The sequence below is a fragment of the Myroides odoratus genome (assembly GCF_965118575.1).
Classification (GTDB): Bacteria; Bacteroidota; Bacteroidia; order Flavobacteriales; family Flavobacteriaceae; genus Flavobacterium; species Flavobacterium odoratum_B.
Map to the genome: position 1 here is coordinate 1 of NZ_CBCPHW010000025.1, position 22,202 is coordinate 22,202.

General features: G+C 34.0%; 13 protein-coding genes. 7 read left to right on the plus strand and 6 right to left on the minus strand.

The window, feature by feature from the left end; genetic code table 11:
* Positions 1-112: 112 nt before the first annotated feature.
* Complete coding sequence (locus ACMHJ2_RS16185) at positions 113-1,060, plus strand: MBL fold metallo-hydrolase (protein ID WP_413513906.1); 948 nt, start codon at positions 113-115, stop codon at positions 1,058-1,060.
* Between the two features lie 38 nt (positions 1,061-1,098).
* Here ACMHJ2_RS16185 and brnQ read toward each other — a convergent pair whose 3' ends face one another.
* The gene (brnQ, locus tag ACMHJ2_RS16190; RefSeq protein ID WP_413513907.1) at positions 1,099-2,406 is read right to left on the minus strand and encodes a branched-chain amino acid transport system II carrier protein; all 1,308 of its coding nucleotides are present in this window, start codon (positions 2,404-2,406) and stop codon (positions 1,099-1,101) included.
* Between the two features lie 225 nt (positions 2,407-2,631).
* Here brnQ and ACMHJ2_RS16195 point away from each other — a divergent pair, with 225 nt between their 5' ends.
* On the plus strand, positions 2,632-3,171 hold the full coding sequence (locus tag ACMHJ2_RS16195) for a GNAT family N-acetyltransferase (protein ID WP_413513908.1): 540 nt from the start codon (positions 2,632-2,634) through the stop codon (positions 3,169-3,171).
* A gap of 593 nt (positions 3,172-3,764) precedes the next feature.
* On the plus strand, positions 3,765-4,649 hold the full coding sequence (locus tag ACMHJ2_RS16200; protein ID WP_413513909.1) for a helix-turn-helix domain-containing protein: 885 nt from the start codon (positions 3,765-3,767) through the stop codon (positions 4,647-4,649).
* Between the two features lie 147 nt (positions 4,650-4,796).
* On the opposite strand, the gene ACMHJ2_RS16205 is transcribed toward ACMHJ2_RS16200, so the two are convergent.
* From ACMHJ2_RS16205 to ACMHJ2_RS16225, 5 genes are all read right to left on the minus strand, one after another.
* A complete protein-coding gene (locus ACMHJ2_RS16205; RefSeq protein ID WP_413513910.1) occupies positions 4,797-5,939 on the minus strand; it encodes a cytochrome-c peroxidase in 1,143 nt (380 codons plus the stop codon).
* Positions 5,940-5,955: 16 nt separating this feature from the next.
* A complete protein-coding gene (locus ACMHJ2_RS16210) occupies positions 5,956-7,491 on the minus strand; it encodes a DUF6850 family outer membrane beta-barrel protein (RefSeq protein WP_413513911.1) in 1,536 nt (511 codons plus the stop codon).
* Positions 7,492-7,503: 12 nt separating this feature from the next.
* On the minus strand, positions 7,504-8,727 hold the full coding sequence (locus tag ACMHJ2_RS16215; protein ID WP_413513912.1) for a DUF4876 domain-containing protein: 1,224 nt from the start codon (positions 8,725-8,727) through the stop codon (positions 7,504-7,506).
* Between the two features lie 11 nt (positions 8,728-8,738).
* Positions 8,739-11,522, minus strand: a complete 2,784-nt coding sequence (locus ACMHJ2_RS16220) for a TonB-dependent receptor plug domain-containing protein (protein WP_413513913.1) — start codon at positions 11,520-11,522, stop codon at positions 8,739-8,741.
* Between the two features lie 547 nt (positions 11,523-12,069).
* Complete coding sequence (locus tag ACMHJ2_RS16225; RefSeq protein ID WP_413513914.1) at positions 12,070-13,305, minus strand: ABC transporter permease; 1,236 nt, start codon at positions 13,303-13,305, stop codon at positions 12,070-12,072.
* A gap of 7 nt (positions 13,306-13,312) precedes the next feature.
* Here ACMHJ2_RS16225 and ACMHJ2_RS16230 point away from each other — a divergent pair, with 7 nt between their 5' ends.
* The 4 genes from ACMHJ2_RS16230 (at position 13,313) to ACMHJ2_RS16245 (ending at position 22,200) form a co-directional block, all read left to right on the plus strand.
* A complete protein-coding gene (locus tag ACMHJ2_RS16230) occupies positions 13,313-14,539 on the plus strand; it encodes an exo-beta-N-acetylmuramidase NamZ domain-containing protein (RefSeq protein WP_413513915.1) in 1,227 nt (408 codons plus the stop codon).
* Between the two features lie 20 nt (positions 14,540-14,559).
* Positions 14,560-16,104, plus strand: coding sequence for a histidine kinase (locus tag ACMHJ2_RS16235; RefSeq protein WP_413513916.1), 1,545 nt, complete (start codon positions 14,560-14,562; stop codon positions 16,102-16,104).
* Positions 16,105-16,209: 105 nt separating this feature from the next.
* A complete protein-coding gene (locus ACMHJ2_RS16240) occupies positions 16,210-18,819 on the plus strand; it encodes a zinc-dependent metalloprotease (RefSeq protein ID WP_413513917.1) in 2,610 nt (869 codons plus the stop codon).
* A 27-nt stretch (positions 18,820-18,846) separates the two neighbouring features.
* On the plus strand, positions 18,847-22,200 hold the full coding sequence (locus ACMHJ2_RS16245; RefSeq protein WP_413513918.1) for a SusC/RagA family TonB-linked outer membrane protein: 3,354 nt from the start codon (positions 18,847-18,849) through the stop codon (positions 22,198-22,200).
* Positions 22,201-22,202: the final 2 nt, after the last annotated feature.

The window sequence follows — 22,202 nt, forward strand, 5'->3', positions numbered from 1 at the left end:
GCATTTAAATATTTTTACTTTAAAATAAAAGAATCTAATACCAAAAGAAAAAAGGAAGAAACAGTCTTTTCTCCTTACTTATCTTTTACTTTTGTAGTAAATATATCCTATAATGAAAACATTTTTCTTTACTCTTTTTGCTTTTTCACTATTTAGTACCTCAACACTAGTTGCACAGAATCTCGAAATAATTCCTCTGGGTGTCTACGGAGGGGGTGATGAAAGTAATTTATCCTGTTATTTAATAGGTGTGCAAAACAGCAATAGTTATTTAGCACTGGATGCAGGTACTATTAGAAGTGGAATAAATAAAGCAATCGAACATAAAACGTTTAATTCTCCTTTCAAAACTATACTACATGATTATATTAAGGGATACTTTATATCCCATGGACATCTTGATCATCTAGCAGGTTTAATTATCAATTCACCAGAAGATACAGCCAAACCAATTTATTCTTTACCTTTTGTTGCAGCAATTTTCAAGCACAATTATTTTACTAATGCTGCATGGGCTAATTTTGGCAATGAAGGAGAATCGCCAATTCTTGGGAAATATACCTATACTAAGGTACAACCTTTCCAACCCTTTTCTATTGAGCATACAACTTTATCAGCCGAGGTATTTGAATTAAGTCATGTAAATCCACAAAAGAGCTCAGCTATTTTACTAAAAAATAATGATGACTACGTGCTTTACTTTGGGGATACGGGTGCAGACCGCATTGAAAAAACGAATCACCTTAAAACCATTTGGGAATATATCACTCCTTTAGTACAAAACAAAAATCTAAAAACAATTCTAATTGAAGTGTCTTTTCCCAATAGTCAAGCGGAGCATTTGTTATATGGCCATTTAACACCTAAGTTATTAAATGAGGAATTAAGTAAACTGGCTAAACTAGCTGAAGTAGAATCTTTAAATGATTTGACTGTTATTATTACACATTTAAAACCTTCTGACAATCAAATAGAAATAATCAAACGAGAATTGAGGGAAAATAATCCGCTACATATTAATTATATCTTCCCAGAACAAGGAAAGAAAATATCCCTTTAAACAAAATCCCATTCTCTTTTAAAGAATGGGATTTTTTTTTATTTCCTATAGCATAGATATAACACTACAAATACAATAAACGAAGGCAATAACCAGGGTACATCATAACTATATAAAGGTACATGCCCCATCCACTGGTTTAATTGAAATACACAACTATCTTCTGTTGCTTTGTCTAGTGTCATAACAATATAAAATTGGAGCAAGGAAAAAATAGTTGTTGTTATAATTGCGCCTACAAAAGGTGCTTTTTGTTTGACTATTTTACCGAAGATGACTACATATAATATTAAGGTAAGTGTAATAGGATAAATAATCCCCAGGAAAGGGCCCGCATAATCAATAATTTCATCTACTCCATTTACAGCAAGAATAGCTGAGAAAATACAAGTAGCAGTAACCACAACTTTGTAACTCAATTTTCCATTAGTCAATTTACTAAAAAATAATCCTGTGGCACATACTAAAGCAATAGCTGTGGTCAGACAGGCTAAAGCAATACAAAGAGATAAGGCAATTGTTCCTTGAGCGCCTAATACATGATTAGATATATACAATAAGAGTTCTGTACGTTTTAAATCTCCTGAAGCATCATACCCCGAAGTTGCTCCCAAATATATTAATCCGCCATAGATAAACAACAAACACAAAATAGCTACAAATCCCGATAGAAATGTAATTTTAGTTTTTGCCTCTTGACTGACGTATCCTTTTGCTTTTACAGCAGAAATGATAATTCCTGCATAAATGACAGAAGCTAACACATCCATTGTTTGATATCCTTCGGCAAAACCTCTACGAAAAGCTTCACCCCCCGTAATTGAAGTTTGAGTTGCTGGAGCTAAAGGATGGAGAATTCCCATGACAATCATAATTGCTAATAAAATAAGCAATAAAGGGGTTAAAAATTTTCCAATAATATCAACTACTTTTGAGGATGAAAAAGACAAGGCTAAGGTTATACCAAAGAACAAGATAGAAGAAATAACGGCATTAAAATCAGGCCAAATGGGCAATAATCCAATTTCATAGGTTGTTGCGGCAGTACGTGGAATGGCTACTAATGGGCCAATACTCAATATAATGGCTGTTGCAAGAACTAGACCTACAGTCTTATTGATTCTCTTTGCCAAATCCGTAAATTCATCTCCAGAAAACAAAACGGCTAAAATTCCCATAAACGGGGCTATAATAGCTGTAATGGTAAAGCCTGAAATAGACCAAATCCAATCTTGTCCTGTTAATAGTCCAATAATTGGTGGTAAAATAATATTTCCGGCTCCAAAAAACATAGCGAATAATGCAAAACCGATGGTTAGTATATTAAGTGTTGATTTAGATTTCATCTTTTATTTTCTAATTTAATAATCTATTTATTATATTTCCAGAAGTAATTCGATTACATATATGCAAATACTATGCTATTCTTCGTATTATCTTGAATTATTGCATGCAATATAGAATTTTAAAAGCATATATTTTCATTTTACAAAGACACAAAAATGACAAATTTTAAAAATAAGCTTCTTTAAATATCTTTACATTTACACTATATCAATAAGCTAAACACGATGCCTTCTTTATTTGAAACTTCTAGGTTGCTAATTCATTCGATTCAACTTTCCACCGATATCAATCCTTTGTTAGCGCTACACAATCATCTTCCTACCATGCGTTGGATACCCAATACTAAAACACCTTGGACTGAGGAGGACTTAGTAAAAAAGTACAACATAAATCTTTCGTTATATCCGAAGCGCTTAGGCCTATATAAAATTCTGCTAAAAACACAGACAGAACCTATCTTACTTGGCGAAGTGGGCTTATTTCCTTATCAAGAAACGACATCAGATATTGAGATTGGTTATATTTTACATGAAGTGTATTGGAAAAAGGGATTGGCTACGGAGTTACTATTTGCCCTAGAACAATTTATTCAACAGCATTTATCTTATACAACAATTCGAGCCCAACTTTTTAGCAGTAATCTAAATTCTAAAAACTTACTAGAAAGGTGTTCCTATCAATATGAAAGTACCTCTCAAATTACCGATAATCTGTCAAAACTTATGTATACAAAAAATATTTCCACTAACAAAAAACAAGGTTAGCTAATTGTTAGTTTAGACTTCATTCCTACTTTTAGAGTATCCGACTAATTGAATAAGCAATTGTATCCGCTTGTTATATTGCAATAACCCACTCAATTATTTCAGTACGAACAAACACCTTTTAATTTCAACGTATTCAAAGTAGCAAAATTACAGACGTACACTTCTGCTATACATACAAAAGAATCAATCTAATACACGCTTTTTTTACCAAACCAAAAAAGGACTTCCTCTATCACATTTTTACTTTTTTACTTATTTACGTCCTCATTTCAACGTTGACTATTCATTTATGATTAAAAAGTTCCAGTAAAAATTTCCATCTTAAAAAAAGAAATAAGATTTTCACAAAAAAAACCTTCCTCCTCCCTATTAAAAAAGCAAAAAACTTTTACAAAATACAGTATGTCTTCGCTAAAAAAGTAAATAATATTTTTTTTATTAAAATATCCAAAAAACACAATAAATAATATTTTTTAATCAAATTAACGAGTTTAATTATATATATTTTTACGAATAACTATAAAACACACCTAAATAAATTCACTCTTTAAACACTTAAAACTAATATTAAGAATAAAAGAAGCGAAAGAATGACATACACAACCCCAAAATTAGAGCTAAATATTATTACGAAAGATTTACCCTCTTTATGTAGCACCAATTCGAAAGAATTTGCTGTTTATACCCAAAAAGAAGGTAAAGAACAATTAATCCCTTATAATATAAAAACACATTATAAGGTATCTTATTTAAACAGTGAAAGTAAATTATTTTGTGGAACCGAAATTCGAGAATTTACGGGGCCTACTCTCTTTTTCTCCAATCCTCTATCTACGTATACACTTGAGCCCACATCCGAGTCACCTGATGGTTTTTTCTGTTTGTTTACCAATACTTTTCTTGGTTTTCAAAGCACTGAAATTAGATCAACTCTAAATGCTTTACAAGCTACTCCTATTTACTCTTTAGATTTAGAGCAAAATCAAATGATTAAAAGTTTATTTGAAAATATTGCTATAGAACAAAAACAAGAGTATCCTTTAAAAAAAGAAATCTTGCGCAATTACATTGAGATTATCATTCATCAAGCAAATAAACTGAAGAGTACGTATACCTTAGTAGAAAAGAAAAATGCAACCAATCGCTTATGTGCACAATTTTTAGAGCTGGTGGAAAAGCAATTTCCAATTACCAATAAACAGCAAGTTGTCCGTCTCAAAACAGCGACGGATTTTTCTGATATGCTAGAGGTACATACCAACTACTTAAACTTTGTAGTTAAGCAAACCTTAGGCAAATCAACAACGACAATTATACAAGAACGCATATTAATTGAAGCTCAACGGTTATTGAAAAATTCAACTTTAAGTGTTTCTGAAATCGCCTTTACGCTTGGATTTGAATATGCCACCTATTTTTCTAGTTTTGTTAAGAAATATACGGGCTATTCCCCTAAGCAACTCAGAAAACAATAATTGAATAAAACTTCTTTCGACCGATCTATTTCCTTTGGAATAGCTCCTTTTATCGATGCGTTATATTTAAAATACCTCAACTTTTTTGAAAAACAAAAAAGGGGCTGTCTCTAATTGAAAAGAGTCAGCCCCTTTAAACTAACTTAATTATTCCCTAGGAAAATCGGGTCTTTTCATTTTATATCTACTACCGGATAACGATTCTAAAAAAGCAACAATTGCTTTTACCTCCTCGCGATCCAGTTTTAAAGGTTGCATGAGTGGATCAGTAAACGGATATAAAGGATCCGCTTCTTTTTTCTCTGGCGTTGGATCAATCATGTGCATTCCACTGTTGTATATATTGACAATTCCTTCTAAATTATCAAAGAATCCGTTGTGCATCCAAGGTCGTGTTAAGAGTAAATCACGTAGCGATGGGGTTTTAAATTGTCCGACATGTTCGGGGTCTTTGGTTATTTCGTACCGTCCTAAATCTTGGAATTTTCTGTTGTAATACGTCAATCCGATATTGTGAAATTTATCATCGGTTAAATCGGGACCATGGTGGCAATTCATGCAACGTCCTTTGGTTCTAAACAAGTGCATTCCGTAGATTTCTTGGTCTGTCATTGCATTGTACTTCCCATCCACAAATTGATCTACGCGACTTGGTTGACTTTTTATGGTTCTTTGAAAAGTAGCTAAAGCACTTACAATCCGATCATAGGTAACTTGTTCATCCCCATAGGCTGCCTTAAATAAAGGTTTATACGCTTTAATTTTATGGATTTTTTTAGGCAACAAATGTACATCCATAGCCATTTCATTGTGTGCACTTAAAGGCCCTTCTGCTTGTTCTTCTAAGCTAGTTGCTCTACCATCCCAAAAGAAAGCTTTTCTATTTCCAATATTATAGAGACTAGGTGTATTTCTCATTCCTTCTAAATGATCATGCCCTAGAGCTACTTTTCTGCGATCTGTCCATCCCATTTCTGGATCATGGCAAGTACTACAAGAAATTTGATTAGACTGAGATAGTTTAGGGTCAAAGAAAAGCATTTTACCCAACTGTACTTCTGGCAATTCTTGGGTTGTAAAAAAAGCAGTATCTCTTTGAATACTACCAAATTCCACCCAATCAACACCGGAATCAATGGTAGGTTTTGGCCATTGTGCAATTGGTTTTTTATAGCTTTCGATAATCTCTATATAGGCGGGATCATCAGGGTTAAAAATTTTGGGCGCATTTGTAAAGCTCAAAAGTCCCCCTATTGCCAAAAACAAGGTTATTGTAAACTTTTTGTTCATTTTATTGTCTTATTGATTAAAACGTCACACCAATAGTAACGCCTAAATAGTTGTTTTGTTTATTTTTTTTAAAATCCACCTGATTATAAGTAATTGCTATAAACATCGGTGCATTTTTCACTTTTTCGATCGCATACTTCACGGTTGTCCCCCAAGCTAAATAATTGGCAGTGAAATAGTCAAAATCATTCATCAACCAATCTTCAATCGCTTGTTTTGATTGTAGAAGGTTGTATTGATGCATTGCTTGATTTGTATTGCGATAGGTAAAAGCGGGTGCAATTTCAATTGTGGATAAAGGGCTTAAGGCCTGAGTATAAGATAGATTAAGTCCATAGGAATTGGAAGTGAAATTTTGCTTCGAATTAAATTCATTCAATCGCTCTGTATTTTTTTGATATTTCCAAAAAGGCTTTGCTACTAATCGGCTTTTTGGAAAGTTTACTTCATACATTCCTTCTACCACATGGCTGCTTTCCTTTGCTACAAACATTTTCTTTTCTAGCAATTTGACCAATCCTAAATTCGTTTCGTTGTCTGTATAATATACTTCTATTCCCTCTTTATCCTTCTGTGAATAGTTGTATTTCAATCCGATTCGATGTTCATTTATCTGAAAAAACTTGAGGGCAAAAATAGAATAATAGTCACTCTCTAAACGATTTCCTTCTGCATCTCCTGACGAATTACTGAGATTTACTCCTTTAAAAAACTTCTTGAGTATTGTACTCCCTTTTGTAAATCCTAAACTAAAATCTAAGGCTTTATTATCTAGGTTTAGTCCATATTCGTTCCCATTGCTTTCAAAATTAGTTCCGGTACTCTTTCCACTAAAATATCGGTTCCAAGTTCCTAAACCATTCATTTGATAAAGGGCTGCTTTTTGCGTTTGATTGACAAAAGTAACATCTGTATTCTGGGTATAGTTCGTATACAAAGCATAGGCACCTGCAGTCCACTGTTGGGTTAACTCATAGCCAATACCACCTTTGATTGTAATATTTGACGATATATTCTTAGGTCGTGGGTCTTTATTTTTAAACCCTAAATGAGCCTGATACGCCACTTCCAACGCAAAAGAAAATTTCTTTATCTTTTGGGCATATCCACCTAAAAACTCATAAGCTTCATATTTCATACTCCCTTTTGTAGAATCAGCCATCACATAGGGTGCAATTATATCTAAATCTAAATTTGCATTCCACTGTATATTCTTTTGAGAATTATTCTGGTACACTACATTCCCCCAAATACTGCGGTTGTTACTTAATTTTTTAAAAGAGGATGCTGCAATCTCAATGCCTTCTTTTCCTGATCCTTCTTGTAATTTGTAGCGTTCTTTTTTTTCTTTACTCTGGCTAACCAAAATATCTGAAAACGAAAAATTACTATAACCCAGTTTATGTACTGGATTATAGTAATACTCTTTTTTAAAAGCTTGTTCGGATTGTTGCTGAAGTATCATTCGCTGATAGGTTGATAAGCTGTCTTGCGCCTGCATCGAACTCATACAACCAAGTAAACCAATCCAAAAAATAGTGAGCTTCTTCAATTTGAACTAATATTAATGAACAATTCCATTTTTAAGGCTTGCATCAGCATCGCGAATGAAATCTTTCGTTGAGTTATTGGTATCTTTATATAAATTCTTTCCGTTTTCCATTTTTCCGATAGTAATACGACGGATTGATTTTCCATAACGGGTAGGATCTGAATCAATGGTTCCACAACCTGTCCATCCACTGTCAATTGAACTATCTAACGTATTGTGTTCCCATTTTTCAATGGCTGCAGAATTTACACCATCCAAAATCCAAGTATTTAATACTTTTAAAGTTGTTTTCTTTGTAATATTCCCTGCTGCATTTAAATACTCATAGTTATAGATATAGTTTCTAGCCCAATCCTCTACTGTTAATCCATCTGGAAAACGAGCTAACGCATAGCTTTCAGCGCCTCTATCATGTAAAAAGAACATATTAAAAGCCATTTTTGTATAAATAACTTGCGCATTAGGCACAGCTGGATTATCCACTTGTCCTAATTTTGGGTTATCTAAGTTTGGATATTCATAATCTGCATTTGTTAAGTCAAAAGCAGGAATATTTGATTTCTTATGATTTTGTGCCATATCTGCTATAACAATAAAATCACCTGGTTGCACGTCTTTTGAATGTAATTGAGGAATCATTAATACCGCTTGTACAGCAAAAGCATCTCCTTTAATACTTGGCGTTACGTTGTGATTCTGTGTAGTATTGAATTCTGATTGACAAATTAACAGACCTCCAGTTTTTAGTACTTTATCTGTATTATTAGTCAATTTAAAATAGCGTCCACCTGTATAAGGTTTCCCTTCTGTTGTTCTTACCCCTGTAAAGAAAACTTCTTCGATGATAAAGTCTTCGCTGAACGTCTTGATGATTAGATCAATCACTACTTCAACTTCATCGATCTTAATATCTACTGATTTATCTCCACCAACGGCAACTTCTTCGCCATTGTTTAAGATTACTTCTCCATTTACAGAAAGCTTATAAGATCCTTTGTCTAACAATAATTCCGTGCTTTTATCGGTAATTGTTTTCTCAATTTTCTTTCCTGAATTTATTTCAAGCGCTTCTATTGTCAATTCTTTTACCGTTTTTATATCTACTCCGCGAAAAGAAATTTTTAAGCTACTTTGCTTTTGTATATTTTCTACTCCACTATCGTCGCTGCTACAAGCAGTAGTAATTGCTGTTAAGCTTAAAATTGCCAAACACAAGGTTATAAATCCTTTTCTCATTATTTTATGTATTAAAAATTATATGTAAGTTCCATTCCAAAATAGGGTTCTGTACTATCTTTTCTATATATTTTCGTATTGTTAAACGTATAAGGGCTCATATATGAGAACAGTTTATTTACAAATAAGGAAGCCTTTAGTTCTTTGTAAATACGTTTCGTTACTTTCAAATTTACGCGCATATCAAACGTAAAGTGCCTATTCATATTATCCGTTGTCGAGACATTTCGTATTAACCATTGTAGGTAGGGATCTGTTCGATCAGCATCTGTATAGTCATAAACAATTCCGTCCGCTCCATAATAACTTATCGGTTGCTCTTCTTTCCACTCTCTTGTATCGTCTTTAAATAAAACGCCCTGAAAAGAGGCTGATATATTCATATCTAGTACAGATAAATAAGTATCTATAACCAAATTATAATTTAATCCACTTATCTTATTTCCATCGTCTTTTTGATAAATCCCCACATAAGCATAATCACTTCCCGCTAAAGAAATACTGGGCTTTTCGTGAATCGGAAGTGAATTAGAATACAGCGTTTCAAACCAAGCACCGCTTAGGGAAAAACGCGTATTAATGCCCTTAAAACGAGGAGAGGTATAACCAAACTCAATTCCTTTTTTTAAGGTATTGCTTCCATTACCTCTGATACCTACTGCTTGTAAGACATTAACTTCTTTATAAGGCAGATTTTCTATATTGGGTTTTTCAGTCAAATTTGCTAAATCAATGCCTGAAGCGTCGTATCGGTTATACGTATAACTTTTATAATTTACTACACTTCTGAAACCATTTTTCATTTGCTCATCAAAGTAGGTGATAAAAAAATTGTGGTTCGCATAACTTAAATCCAAGCGAATTTCTTTTTTGACATTTTTAGCTGCCACCAGTTGTTTGTTGGTAAAATCATCCACATAAGTCATGAAATTGACGTATTGATAAGCTGCATTTTCTGGACGAAAATTGAGTTGCGTAAAATCGCTATATCGCTTATTTGGGTATAGCATCAATCCAGTTGGTTGCTTGTACAATTCACCATATCCTGCGGTGATATCGGCTTTCAACACCTCATTCCCTAGCTGTACTTTTGGCAATCCCCATTGAAAAATAAATCGAGGTTCCACATAGATTTTCTTACTCAAAGCATAGCTTTTATCCATGCCTAGCATTTTAGAAAGACGAACTCCTCCATACAGTCCAAAATTATTATCTGCATACGACCAACTTAGTTTATCTCCTACAAAAAAGGCAAGATTTTGATAGGCAGGAATGTCTTTATAGGCACGAGGTCTGGTTGTCGAAGCAGTTGATGGAGGGGTTAACAAATCGTACATTTCTCCTCTTCCGTAATTATGAGAATACTTATAATCCGTTCCCACCTCAATGTCGTGTTTGAAAGTTCCGGTTTGAAAACCCAAAGCCGCTTCTAGCTTTCCATTTATATTAAGCGGACGTCCTTCTGTTTTTGCCTGAGACACAAAACTCAACTCGGGAAAATATCCTTCATTTACTCCTTGTTCTGTTGCAATAGAAACGACAGTTGGTCCACTGTACTGAACAAAAACCCGCTGTTCAATATCTTCTATGCCTTGATTTACATTTGTGGTTAGTTTAATATTTTTAAACAAGCCTTGGTGCTTAACTTTAAAATCAAAGTTATTTGAGAAGCTTATTTTTTGACGTTTATTTTTAAAAAAATCTATTTTTTCATATCCCGTATCTGGGTCTACTTTAGACTCATCAATATTCATATTATAATCTAAATTAGATCGCCACTCCAGTATATTTCCCTGAATATCAAAGGTCTTTTTAGATCGTATTGAAGCTGTAATCCGTTTATAAGACTCATATAAATCTCTTGGATCTGCTAATGCATTCAAATAATCAAAACTGGTATTTAAGGTCCAAGTAGGCAATACATCAAACCCCTTAGCAATATAATAAGACTTGCTAAACCCATCCGCTTTAGCACGGGCTTGCCATTGGGTATACCCACTTTTTCTATTAATCAAAATTAAACCTGAAGTCAAATCGCCATAACTTACCGTTGGAATACCGCGTATTATTTCAACACTTTCAATATCATTGGTGGATAACGTACGCATATCAACACCGGTTGCATTTGTATTGCGTCTACTCGCAGCGAGTCCAGTAAAACTTTTATCCTCTTTTACCGCCTGCAACATATCCATATTGGAATTCAATACATTGCCATCCATGACAAACTGCACACCCAAAGCACTGGTAGAATAACCACTAAGACTAGGGCCAAACTCTCTAATGCGAATTACGTTGGTTGCTGTTAAATTAGGTGTTTGAGCCAATCCTCCTGGTAAAAGCTCCATCAAATCTGCAAAACTAGAAGGCTGTAAATGCTCCATTGCCTTGCGATTAATCACTGACTTTGTAGATAGTCCTTTGCCCTCTTCGGCTGTTATAATAACTTCTTCTAACTCATTAACTACTTGCGGCAAAACCAGGCTTATTTGCTGACTTTTTACAATAGTGAGTTCATTTTGTTTATTGGTATAACTGATGTGAAAATACTGTGCTTGATAGTTCCCTGGAATAACTTGAAAACTCACCTCTCCCTGCTCATTTGTCAAGCCAATATAGTTATGGAGTTTATTTTTTAAAGAAACCGTTACTTCTGCGATTCCGTGTAGACTTTCATCTGTAACTTTAATTTGAACTTCAACCGAATGCTGTGCAAAGACAGTTGCAGTTAAGAAAAAAAAGAAAAAAAGCCATTGAGCTTTCCAAGTTGAAAGCCCCTTATTTAGCGTACGCATTACTACGTGATTTAAAATATTTGCAGCCACAAAGGTATTATCTAAATTTCATAAATTCAATTTATTTAGACTAATTTCAAACAACTATCTACGAATCTTTAAAATTTCCAATAATTAACAAATATTCTTACGCTTTTGAAAAAAAAATCACAATTTATAAGCGTATAAAAAAAACATATCTAAAAGAAGACGTTTCAATACATCACTAATACTAAAATCATCACTAAAATAAAGGACAACCTTTATTACTTTAAGTTCTAAATCCATTCGAAACCTTCTTGTAGGGATCAAAAAAAATATTTTCGTTCTGTATTTTTATTCTATCCTAAATTCGCAAATGACGGAAAAAATTTGCCCTTGCCGATACTGATTTAACGATTCCCCTTTTCAAAGTGGTTATGAAGATGGGGCTTATCCTATCTATTTGGGTTAGAATGCAAACGACAGCATTTGTAAAATCGCTATTGAAGTTGATAGACATTGAATTGACTTTCAAAGAAGAGAGAGAGAAATGAACGAATTAAAAAAGTCGCTAAACGCGACTTTTTTAATCATATCGAATAGCCTTTACTGGCGATATTTTTGTAATTAAATAGGAAGGTATCAGCAAAACAAGCATTGCGATTAGCACTACACCTACATTGAGTAAAATCACATCTGAGAAGCGAATTAATACGGGAGCTTCGCGCACATAGTAGGAAGTTGGATCTAATTTCACAATTCCGGTATACTTTTGAACAAAGAGCAATCCTAAGCCGATGCCATTCCCATATAACAATCCTTTTCCTATCAAATAAAACGCATTGTATAGAAATATTTTGCGCACACTCCAATTGTTGGCTCCTAATGCTTTTAGCATTCCAATCATTTGTGTGCGTTCTAAAATAAGCACAAGTAAAGCTACAATCATATTAATAGAAGCAACAGCAATCATAATGATAATGATGACTCTGATGTTAAAATCGAACATATCCAACCACCCGAAAATATTCTCATATTTTTCGACTATTGTTTTACTGTCAACGGTTGAAGGTAAATTCAAATAAATCTCATTGCCTTTTTGTTCTATTTGATCAAAATTATTTAAGATAACTTCAAATCCTCCTACTTCATTTTCAGTCCAACGATTTAGGCGTTGAACATGGCGTAAATCTCCAATAATGATATTTTCATCAAATTGTTGCAATCCTGAATTAAATAATCCAACAATCTCAAATTGACGTACATTGGGAACTTTATTTCCCCAATCCTTCATAAAATAAGTGGTGATTTTATCACCTAATTTAAATTCCAATCGACGCGCAATATACGTTGACATCAAAATCTCATTACTCATTTCCTTTTCGAAGACAGGTAAACGCCCTTGTTCAATGTACTCCCTCATTTCGTCAAATTGATAGGCTTCATTGACTCCTTTGTATACAATGCCTTCAAAAGCAGTCTCCGTTCTCATAATCCCAGCCTTAGAAGCAAAGGGTTGAACTTGTTTCACTCCTTCCAATCCTTGTACCTGAGAAGCGAGTTTCTGATTTAATTCAATCGGTTTAAGCGTGATATCAGTAACATTTGCATCATATTTGGTAATGACAATATGACCGCTAAAAGCTGATATTTTATCTCTAATTTTGTGTTTTAATCCTAAACCTGTAGCCACCGATACAAGCATCATAATAATACCCAATGCAATTGCAGTAATTGCAATTTTAATAATTGGCGCAGATACACTACTTTTATGGTTCTTTGTAGTAACTAAACGTTTAGCTATAAAATATTCTAATTTCAACTTTGTTATGGTATCAAATTCAACAGTCAAAAATACATTATTATTCTTAGCAACGCTATTCATTTATAGTGTAAATTCGTATTCTTTTTCAAGTGACAAAAAAGAAATTCACCCTATTGTTTCTTCAACTATTCGCGTGGGTGCTGAAAATACAACGGCTTATTTTGATTTACTACGCAACAAAAAAGTGGGAATCCTAACCAATCAGACAGGAGTTGTTCGAACAGATACTCATACGAATAGCTATACTTCCACCGTTGATTTTTTACTGCAAAACAACATCAATGTTACCAAAATATATGCCCCTGAGCATGGGTTTAGAGGAACCGCTGATGCGGGAGAATTAATTAAAGACGGCAAAGATACGCAAACAGGTTTGCCTATTATTTCGCTGTATGGCAATAGCAAAAAACCTTCGAAAGAACAATTGGCAAATATTGATATCTTACTTTTTGACTTGCAAGACGTTGGGGCAAGATTCTATACGTACATTTCATCTTTACACTATGTCATGGAAGCGTGTGCTGAAAATAACATACCTCTTGTTATTTTAGATCGTCCTAACCCTAATATTTCCCTTATCGATGGCCCAATTTTAGAGGTTAAAAACAAGAGTTTCGTAGGTATGCATCCTATTCCAATATTACATGGTATGACAATTGGTGAATACGCTTTAATGATAAATGGTGAAAAATGGTTGAATCAAGGCATTCAAGCTCCAATAACGGTTATTCCAAATTTGAACTACACCAGACAATCTAGCTATTCATTACCCGTTGCGCCATCGCCAAATTTACCCAATGATCAAGCAATTAATTTGTACGCTAGCTTGTGCTTTTTTGAAGGAACAAATGTAAGTTCGGGTAGAGGAACTAATTTACAATTTCAAATTTACGGTTCTCCCTTTTTAAAGGATATGCCGTATCAATTTACGCCTAAACCTAATCCAGGTGCCAAAGACCCAATGAATAATGGAAAACTTTGTTATGGTGAAAATCTATCCAAAGAAACTCCAGTAACACAGTTAGAATTAAAATGGTTGCTCAAAGCCTATCGTCAATCTCAAAATAAAGATAAATTCTTTACCAATTTCTTTGTGAAACTAGCAGGAACAGAACAGCTGAAACAACAAATTATAGCAGGAAAAACGGAAGCTGAAATCAGACAATCTTGGCAAACAGAATTAGTTTCTTTCAAAACTACGCGTGCGCCTTATTTACTTTATTCCAATTAATATAACCTATTTTATTTGCTATGAAACAACTGCTGTTTTCCCGTAAAACCATTCTTAGTATTGCCATAGCTATTGTAAGTATTATTTCACTAGCTATCTTATTTCTAAGTCATTCCATCAACAGTAGTTATGAGGAAACCTATCAGGATATCATCAAAAAAAGCTTCAATCATCGAAAAAATGCACTTGAGGAAGAGTTTAAAATGATTGACAACCATTTGGCGCTATTAACCGATGTGGCACAACAAACTCCTGTAGAGCAACTCAACCTAAAATACGAGGTACTGAATGAAATTCAAAATTACAACAACATTCCAAGTTCTAATTGGTATATTGTGATTGATTCTACAAATCGAGTTTTAGCTAACAACTTCACGTCTACTGATGTTTTATCGCTAAATACACCTTTTATCCAGCAGTTAATTTTAAATAAAACAGCAACAACGACCAATAATTTCCTTCGGTTAAATTCCAACTTATATTGGGTTTGTTGGAATCGAATCGAAAGAGAGAATAAGCAGGTTTTAACGGGCTTTGTCTTTGATCTCAAAGAATTGCATAAACACTTAACTACGATAGATATTACAACCCCCAACTATGCGTATATCTTTGCCTCGGATGGAACGTGTATCTATCATCCGGAATTGGATTTAATTGGGCAAAACATATTTGAAGTTTCTTCAACTACAAGTCAAGATACGCTTGTTACTAAAGACCCTAAATCAGGTCCTCAAGTTGTGTTATCTGAATTTTTAAAACTAGAAGTATATCGATTTTTCACTCCTTTTAACTCTGTCAATTTTAAAGGTTACATTAGTATTAACTTTCCAAAAGTCAATGTGGATGAAAATGTGATTCCTCTAAAAAGAAATACGTATTTAATTCTCATTAGTTCTATTTCCATCATTCTAATCTTACTTTACTTTTTCAATGTCGAAAGCAAACGTGCCTATAAAGAAAAAGAGCAATTGGCCTTAGAAAAAGAAAAAATAACGAAAGAAAAAGTACTGATGCAATTGAAACAATTAAAAAATCAAATCAATCCTCATTTTCTTTTTAATTCATTGCATTCCCTTTATATGTTGATTACGATAGATAGTGATTTAGCCCAAAAATTCACCTTAAACTTAAGTAATACGTACCGTTATTTGATTCACTCCCCTAGCAGTAATCTTGTAGGATTAGATCAAGAGCTAAAATTTATTGAGCAGTATATTGAATTGCAACACATTCGTTTTCCAAAAGAACTTCACTTTGAATTAATAGACAAACGCAATCAACCTACACTAACCCAAATCCCGTATTTAGCTTTACAAATTGCAGTAGAAAATGCAATGAAACACAACATTGCTACGCTCGATTCTCCGCTTTTAATTCAAATAACCTTGACCAATGAATTTGCAACGGTAGTCAATAATATTCAATTAAAAGAACACAAAGAAGAAAGTGAAGGCTTTGGTTTATTCTATATTGCATCTATCTATCAATTTTATCAAATAGACACCTATCAAACCTATTCACATAATGAGACTTTTGTATGTGTATTCCCTTTACTTAATTGTTAAAATATCCACTCACTCCCAAATTAAATCCACTCACTCCAGAAAATTTTAAGTTTAAACAGAAGTCTTTTAGTTTTATCCCTTACTTAACTTAAACTTAACATTGTAATGAATCGAAATACGGTTAAACTAAGTATCAGTACCTTAGCTCTAATAGGTTGCATGACACAAGCACCCGTAGGTGTTTTATACGCTAAAGATAAAAAAGCGGAAAAGAAAACAGAAAAAAAAGCTGAGAAGGAGAAAGAAAAAGAAAAAGACTCTACTGACACGAAAAAAAACAATTACGCTGATTTAATAAAAAAAGGCACTTACACCCAAGGGCTATTTAACGTTATACAAGTCAAAACGGATGTTTATTTTGAAATACCGGATAGTTTATTAAATCGTCAGTTTTTGTTGGTAAACAAGCTTTCGCAAGTTCCCTTAGAAATTAATGATGCAGGGGCAAATAAGGGGATGAACTATGAAAATAAGTTAATTACTTTTCACAAAGACACGATTGCGAACAAAATTTGGGTAAAAACAGAAACGCCACGTGTATCTTCTCCAAAAGAAGATGCTATAACCCGTTCTGTTGCGGATAACTTTATAGAGTCTGTTTTAGAAGTTTTTGACATTGAAACAAAAAATCCTGATTCTACGGCTACTGTAATTAAAGTAAACAAAGTATTTGATGGCAATCAAAAGAGTTTTAATGATGTTTTATCAGGCTTAAGTTTACCTACTTCTATCAAAACGAATTTATCTTATATTGAAGGAATCAAAACATTTCCTGAAAATATTGTGGTGAAATCACTGATGACAACCACCGTAAATGAAGGTTCTGGTGAGGTAGCTATTTCTTTGGGCGTGACCACTAATATTGTGCTTTTATCCAAAGAGCCGATGCAGCCGAGAATTGCAGACAAACGCGTGGGTTATTTTACAGAGAAGCACTGGTATTTCAGTGATGCTCAACACAAAATGGATGAAAAAGAATTCATCACTAAATGGAGAATGGAACCCAAAGAAGAAGATATTGAAAAATACCTTCGTGGAGAATTGGTAGAACCTAAAAAACCTATTGTTTATTATATTGACCCTGCAACACCTCCCCAATGGAGAGAAAAAATAATTGCAGGTGTTCACGATTGGCAAGTTGCTTTTGAACAGGCCGGATTTAAAAATGCAATCATCGCCAAAGAACCTACGGAAGAAGATAAGGATTTTGATATTGATGATGTTCGATATTCTGTAATTACGTATGCAGCATCTCCAAAATCAAATGCCATGGGTCCTTCTGTAATTGATCCTCGAAGTGGAGAAATTATTGAATCAGATATTATTTGGTGGCACAACGTAATGACTTCTGTACACAGTTGGATGCGCATTCAAACAGGTCCTATTGACGAAAAAGCAAGAGCAAATAAATTTAGTGACGAACACATGGGTGATGCGATTCGCTTTGTTTCTTCTCATGAAGTTGGTCATACCTTTGGATTAAAACACAATATGGGTGCTTCATTTGCTTTTCCTGTTGATTCTTTGCGTTCAAAAACATTTACAACGCAAATGGGGGGAACAGCACCTTCTATTATGGATTATGCGCGTTACAATTATGTAGCTCAACCTGAGGATCACGTTACCGCTATTACTCCACAAATTGGCTTGTATGACAAATATGCTATTGAATGGGGGTATCGCTGGTATCCATCCAAAGAAATGGAGCAAAAAACACTTAGAAAAATGATCGAAGATCACCAAGATGATCCAATGTATTTTTATGGTGAACAACAAAGCTATCTCAACATTGTTGATCCGAGATCTCAATCAGAAGATCTAGGAAATGATGCAATGAAAGCAAGTGAATATGGATTAAAAAACTTAAAAATAGTAGTAGATAATATTATTTCATGGACCTACGACCAAGGAGAAGATTATTATGAAGCTGGAAAATTATACATGGGCGCTATTGGACAATGGCAAATGTATAACCAACATGTTTTAGCAAATATCGGTGGTGTGTATTTAGATCATGCTGTATATGGAAACAACAAAAAAGCATATCAACCCGTGCCTTACGAAACACAGAAAAAAGCCATGGAATATTTGAGCAAACATGCACTTACAATTCCAAACTGGTTATTTTTCAATGCGATTAATGAAAAAACATACAGCTTAAAAGATTCTCCTGTTGGTCCATATGAGTATTCGCCTTACTCATTAGCAAGAGAATTACAATATTCAACGATTTATTTTTTATTAAACGACGAACGTTTACTCCGACTTTTAGAAAGTGAAGCTTTACAAGCTCAAACTAAAGGAGAAAAAGTTTATACGGTTCAAGAGTTATTTAATCAACTTAGAAATCAGATATTTGCACCAACTAAAAAAGGGAAATCACTTTCTATCTTAGAGCGAATGACCCAAAAAAATTATGTAGATGCATTAATTATCGATGTAAATAAATTATTTGAAAAAACAGACAAAAAAGGGTTACTCCTAGCGCAATCTTTGCAAATGCCTACCCTATGTAGAGTTTCATTAAACGAAAATTCTGTGCGAAACATCAACTATACGGTAATGAAACGCGTTTCGGAGGTAACAAGTTATAAGAAAGGTGAACTATTTGCCGTTCAAAAACTTGTAAACAAAAAAGCCAAATCTGGAGATGCTGCAACACAAGCACATTATGCAGATTTAGCCAATAGAATTAACCAAGCTTTAGGTATATAAAACTAATAACCTTACTTATTTAAGAAAATGAAAAAACTATTTCTTTTATTTTCGTTCTTTACCCTAACTCTTGTTCTAGCACAAGAGAAAAGAACGATAACAGGTTTTGTTCAAGATGCGAGCGACAAATCGGGCTTACCAGGGGCTTCTGTTATTGTTGAAACACAAAGTGTGTCAACAGAAACAGGCCAAAAAGGTATCATCGAAAGTACAAGTATTGGAACAATGACTGATTTTGATGGTAACTTTACCCTTGAAGTGCCAAAAGAAACAAAAGCCATTCGCATAAGCTTTATTGGATATACTTCCAAATTGGTTTATTTAACAACTAAAACGCAATATAACGTTGCCTTAGGAACAGATGAAAACATCCTAAATGAAGTTGTTATAACGGGCTATCAAACAATTGAAAAACGCAAATTAACTTCTTCTGTTGCTCAGATCAGCATGGCTGATATTGAACAATCAGGAGTTGCGAGTGTGGATCAAATGTTAGCTGGACAAATTGCAGGAGTCGCTGTAACTACACAAACAGGTGCACCTGGTGGACCGGCTAAAATTAGGATCCGAGGTACGGCTTCTTTAAACGGTCCTCAAGATCCGCTATGGGTAATTGATGGGATGCCTTTAGAAGGAAATAATGTACCTAATTTTGATGATAAAGCCAATATTGATCAATTACAAAACTTTTCAATTGCAGGTTTAAATCCAGATGACATCTTAGATATTACCGTTTTAAAAGATGCTTCAGCTACTGCAATCTATGGGGCAAGAGCAGCCAACGGAGTAATTGTGATTACAACGAAAAAAGGAAAGAAAGGTTCAATGAAAGTTAACTTTACAGCGAATACTTTCGTAAATGAACGCCCTCAATTTTCGAAATTGAACTTGATGAATGCCTCTGAAAAAGTGGATTTCGAATTGATGTTAGCGGGTAGATCGGATATCAGTAATCTTCGTTCTGGACAAGGTGAAATAGCGAGAATTTTAAACAGAAATAACGAATTAGATGCCTATAGAGCAGGTGGGTTTAACTCTCTATCTCCCGAAAGTCAAAATGCAATTAATCGCTTGCGATTAGTGGATACCGATTGGGGTAAAGAATTATATAGACCTACGTTCAACCAACAATATGGGTTGAGCTTATCGGGTGGTGGAGAAACGTCAGACTACTACTTCTCTTTGGGGTACTACAATGAGGAAGGAACAACGATTGGAACTGGCTTTGAACGTTATAACATTACGTTGAAAAACAATTTTCAGTTGAATGACAAAGTAACTGCAGGTGTTGCTTTATTTGGTACGCAATCGAAAAAAACAAGCTTTATTTCGGACGCTAATGCGAGTGTAAACCCAGCGAATTATTCCAGAAATGCCAACCCTTATTTACAGCCTTACAATGAGGATGGAAGTTTTCAATATGATCCAGATATTGATGGAATCAATGATTCTTATATTCCTTTTAATTTTTTAGAGGAAAGACAAAATACAAGCTATGAATTGGTAAACCAATCGCTAAAAGCTGTTTTTGATTTGAACTACCAAATTTTGGACGACTTAAAATTAACGTCTCAATTGGGCTTACAAATTGAAAATAATGATACCGAAAAATACTTAGGGAAAGAAACGTATAATACTCGTAAATTCAGAGAAGGAAGTAAATACTATAACAGTGCTTCTAAAGAATTTAAGTATTTAGTACCAGAAGGAGGTATTATCGAAAACTTTACCGATAAATATTTCCAATACAATTGGAAAACCCAAGCCATGTATAACGCTATTTTTAATGATATACATGAAGTAGATATTATGGCGGGTATGGAAGTCCGAAAAGAAGAAAGAAAACAAATCAAATCGAAAGGGTATGGTTATGATCCATTAACCTTAACAACGATAGACCTTACTTTACCAGAAGGACACAGTAATTCAAATAAAAAATTATACGAAACGTATAAAAGAACCAAAGGAGAAGATGCTTATGCTTCTTTCTTTGCAACGGCTTCGTATACCTATGATAGAAAATATACCGTATTTGGTAGTGTGCGTTATGATGGTTCTAACCTATTTGGAGTGGATCCTAAATACAGATACTTACCCTTATGGGCTATTTCTGGTTCATGGTTAGTTTCGAATGAAAAATTCATGGAGAATGTTGACTTCATCAACAACTTCCGTTTACGTGCATCTTACGGATTACAAGGAAATATAGACCGTACTACTTCTCCATTTGTAATTGGAGAATACAGTACATCTTCTATTCTTCCTGGATATCCAGAAAGCACTATTCAGGTAACTAATTTGCCAAATGGAACCTTGAGATGGGAAAAAACAACAAACACGAACTTTGGTTTTGACTTAGGTTTATTCAAAAATCGCATTGCTATTGAATTTGATGCTTACAACAGAAAAAGTACAGATTTAATTGGTTTACGTGCTTTGCCTTTTGAGTCAGGATTTGAATTTACCAATATGAACTGGGCACAAGTAACCAACAAAGGATATGAAATTTCCTTAACAACAAGAAATATTGTTACGCCTTCCTTCTCTTGGACCACTACCTTCAATTTTGCTCATAACAAAAGCAGAGTAGATCGAATTCAAGTAAACGATGGTGAATATTTACCTTCAAGAGAAGGACACGCAGTAAATTCCGTATTTGTATTAAAAACAGCAGGATTAGATGATAAAGGAAATCCTTTATTCTGGCAAAATGGCGATAAAGTATCAGCGAAAGAATTTTTCAAACTATACGATGCGTGGGAAGACATCATGCCAGGCTATATGGTCGGTTCAGAATTAAATGCTGAAGAATCAAGAGATTTATTTACCTATGCAGGAGATAGAGATCCTAAATTTACAGGGGGAATTATCAATACCTTCAAAATAAACAATTTTGATTTTACAATCTCTGCAGCATTCAATTTAAAACAAATGGTAACCCGTACACCTTCTTATAATTCAGCCTTGGTAGATCCAGGAAGAAATTACACAAAAGATGTATTAAACATGTGGACTCCACTTAATACGAATGGTTCTTTACCTGCAATAACAGGAAATGATCCTTACGATGGAACAGACAACTGGATGTTAACCAAATGGTTTGATTATGGTGGAGCGCCTATTAACTATTACAACTACCTGGATATCTGGACAAAAGAAACGAGTTATTTGCGTATTAGCAGTATGCGTTTAGGTTACACATTGCCAAAAGCAGTTTTAGATAAATTGCGTTTAGACAATGTGCGTTTTACCGTTGAAGGAAGAAACTTATTCGTATTTGGAACTGATTACAACGGCTATTTTGATCCTGAAACTTATGGGAATATTTATGCTCAACCGATCCAAAGATCATTCTCTTTGGGATTAAATGTAACCTTCTAACC

Coding starts and splice junctions, on each gene's coding strand:
- ACMHJ2_RS16185 (WP_413513906.1), top strand. CDS start 113: ATGAAAACATTTTTCTTTACTCTTTTTGCTTTTTCACTATTTAGTACC.
- brnQ (WP_413513907.1), bottom strand. CDS start 2,406: ATGAAATCTAAATCAACACTTAATATACTAACCATCGGTTTTGCATTA.
- ACMHJ2_RS16195 (WP_413513908.1), top strand. CDS start 2,632: ATGCCTTCTTTATTTGAAACTTCTAGGTTGCTAATTCATTCGATTCAA.
- ACMHJ2_RS16200 (WP_413513909.1), top strand. CDS start 3,765: ATGACATACACAACCCCAAAATTAGAGCTAAATATTATTACGAAAGAT.
- ACMHJ2_RS16205 (WP_413513910.1), bottom strand. CDS start 5,939: ATGAACAAAAAGTTTACAATAACCTTGTTTTTGGCAATAGGGGGACTT.
- ACMHJ2_RS16215 (WP_413513912.1), bottom strand. CDS start 8,727: ATGAGAAAAGGATTTATAACCTTGTGTTTGGCAATTTTAAGCTTAACA.
- ACMHJ2_RS16220 (WP_413513913.1), bottom strand. CDS start 11,522: ATGCGTACGCTAAATAAGGGGCTTTCAACTTGGAAAGCTCAATGGCTT.
- ACMHJ2_RS16230 (WP_413513915.1), top strand. CDS start 13,313: ATGGTATCAAATTCAACAGTCAAAAATACATTATTATTCTTAGCAACG.
- ACMHJ2_RS16235 (WP_413513916.1), top strand. CDS start 14,560: ATGAAACAACTGCTGTTTTCCCGTAAAACCATTCTTAGTATTGCCATA.
- ACMHJ2_RS16240 (WP_413513917.1), top strand. CDS start 16,210: ATGAATCGAAATACGGTTAAACTAAGTATCAGTACCTTAGCTCTAATA.
- ACMHJ2_RS16245 (WP_413513918.1), top strand. CDS start 18,847: ATGAAAAAACTATTTCTTTTATTTTCGTTCTTTACCCTAACTCTTGTT.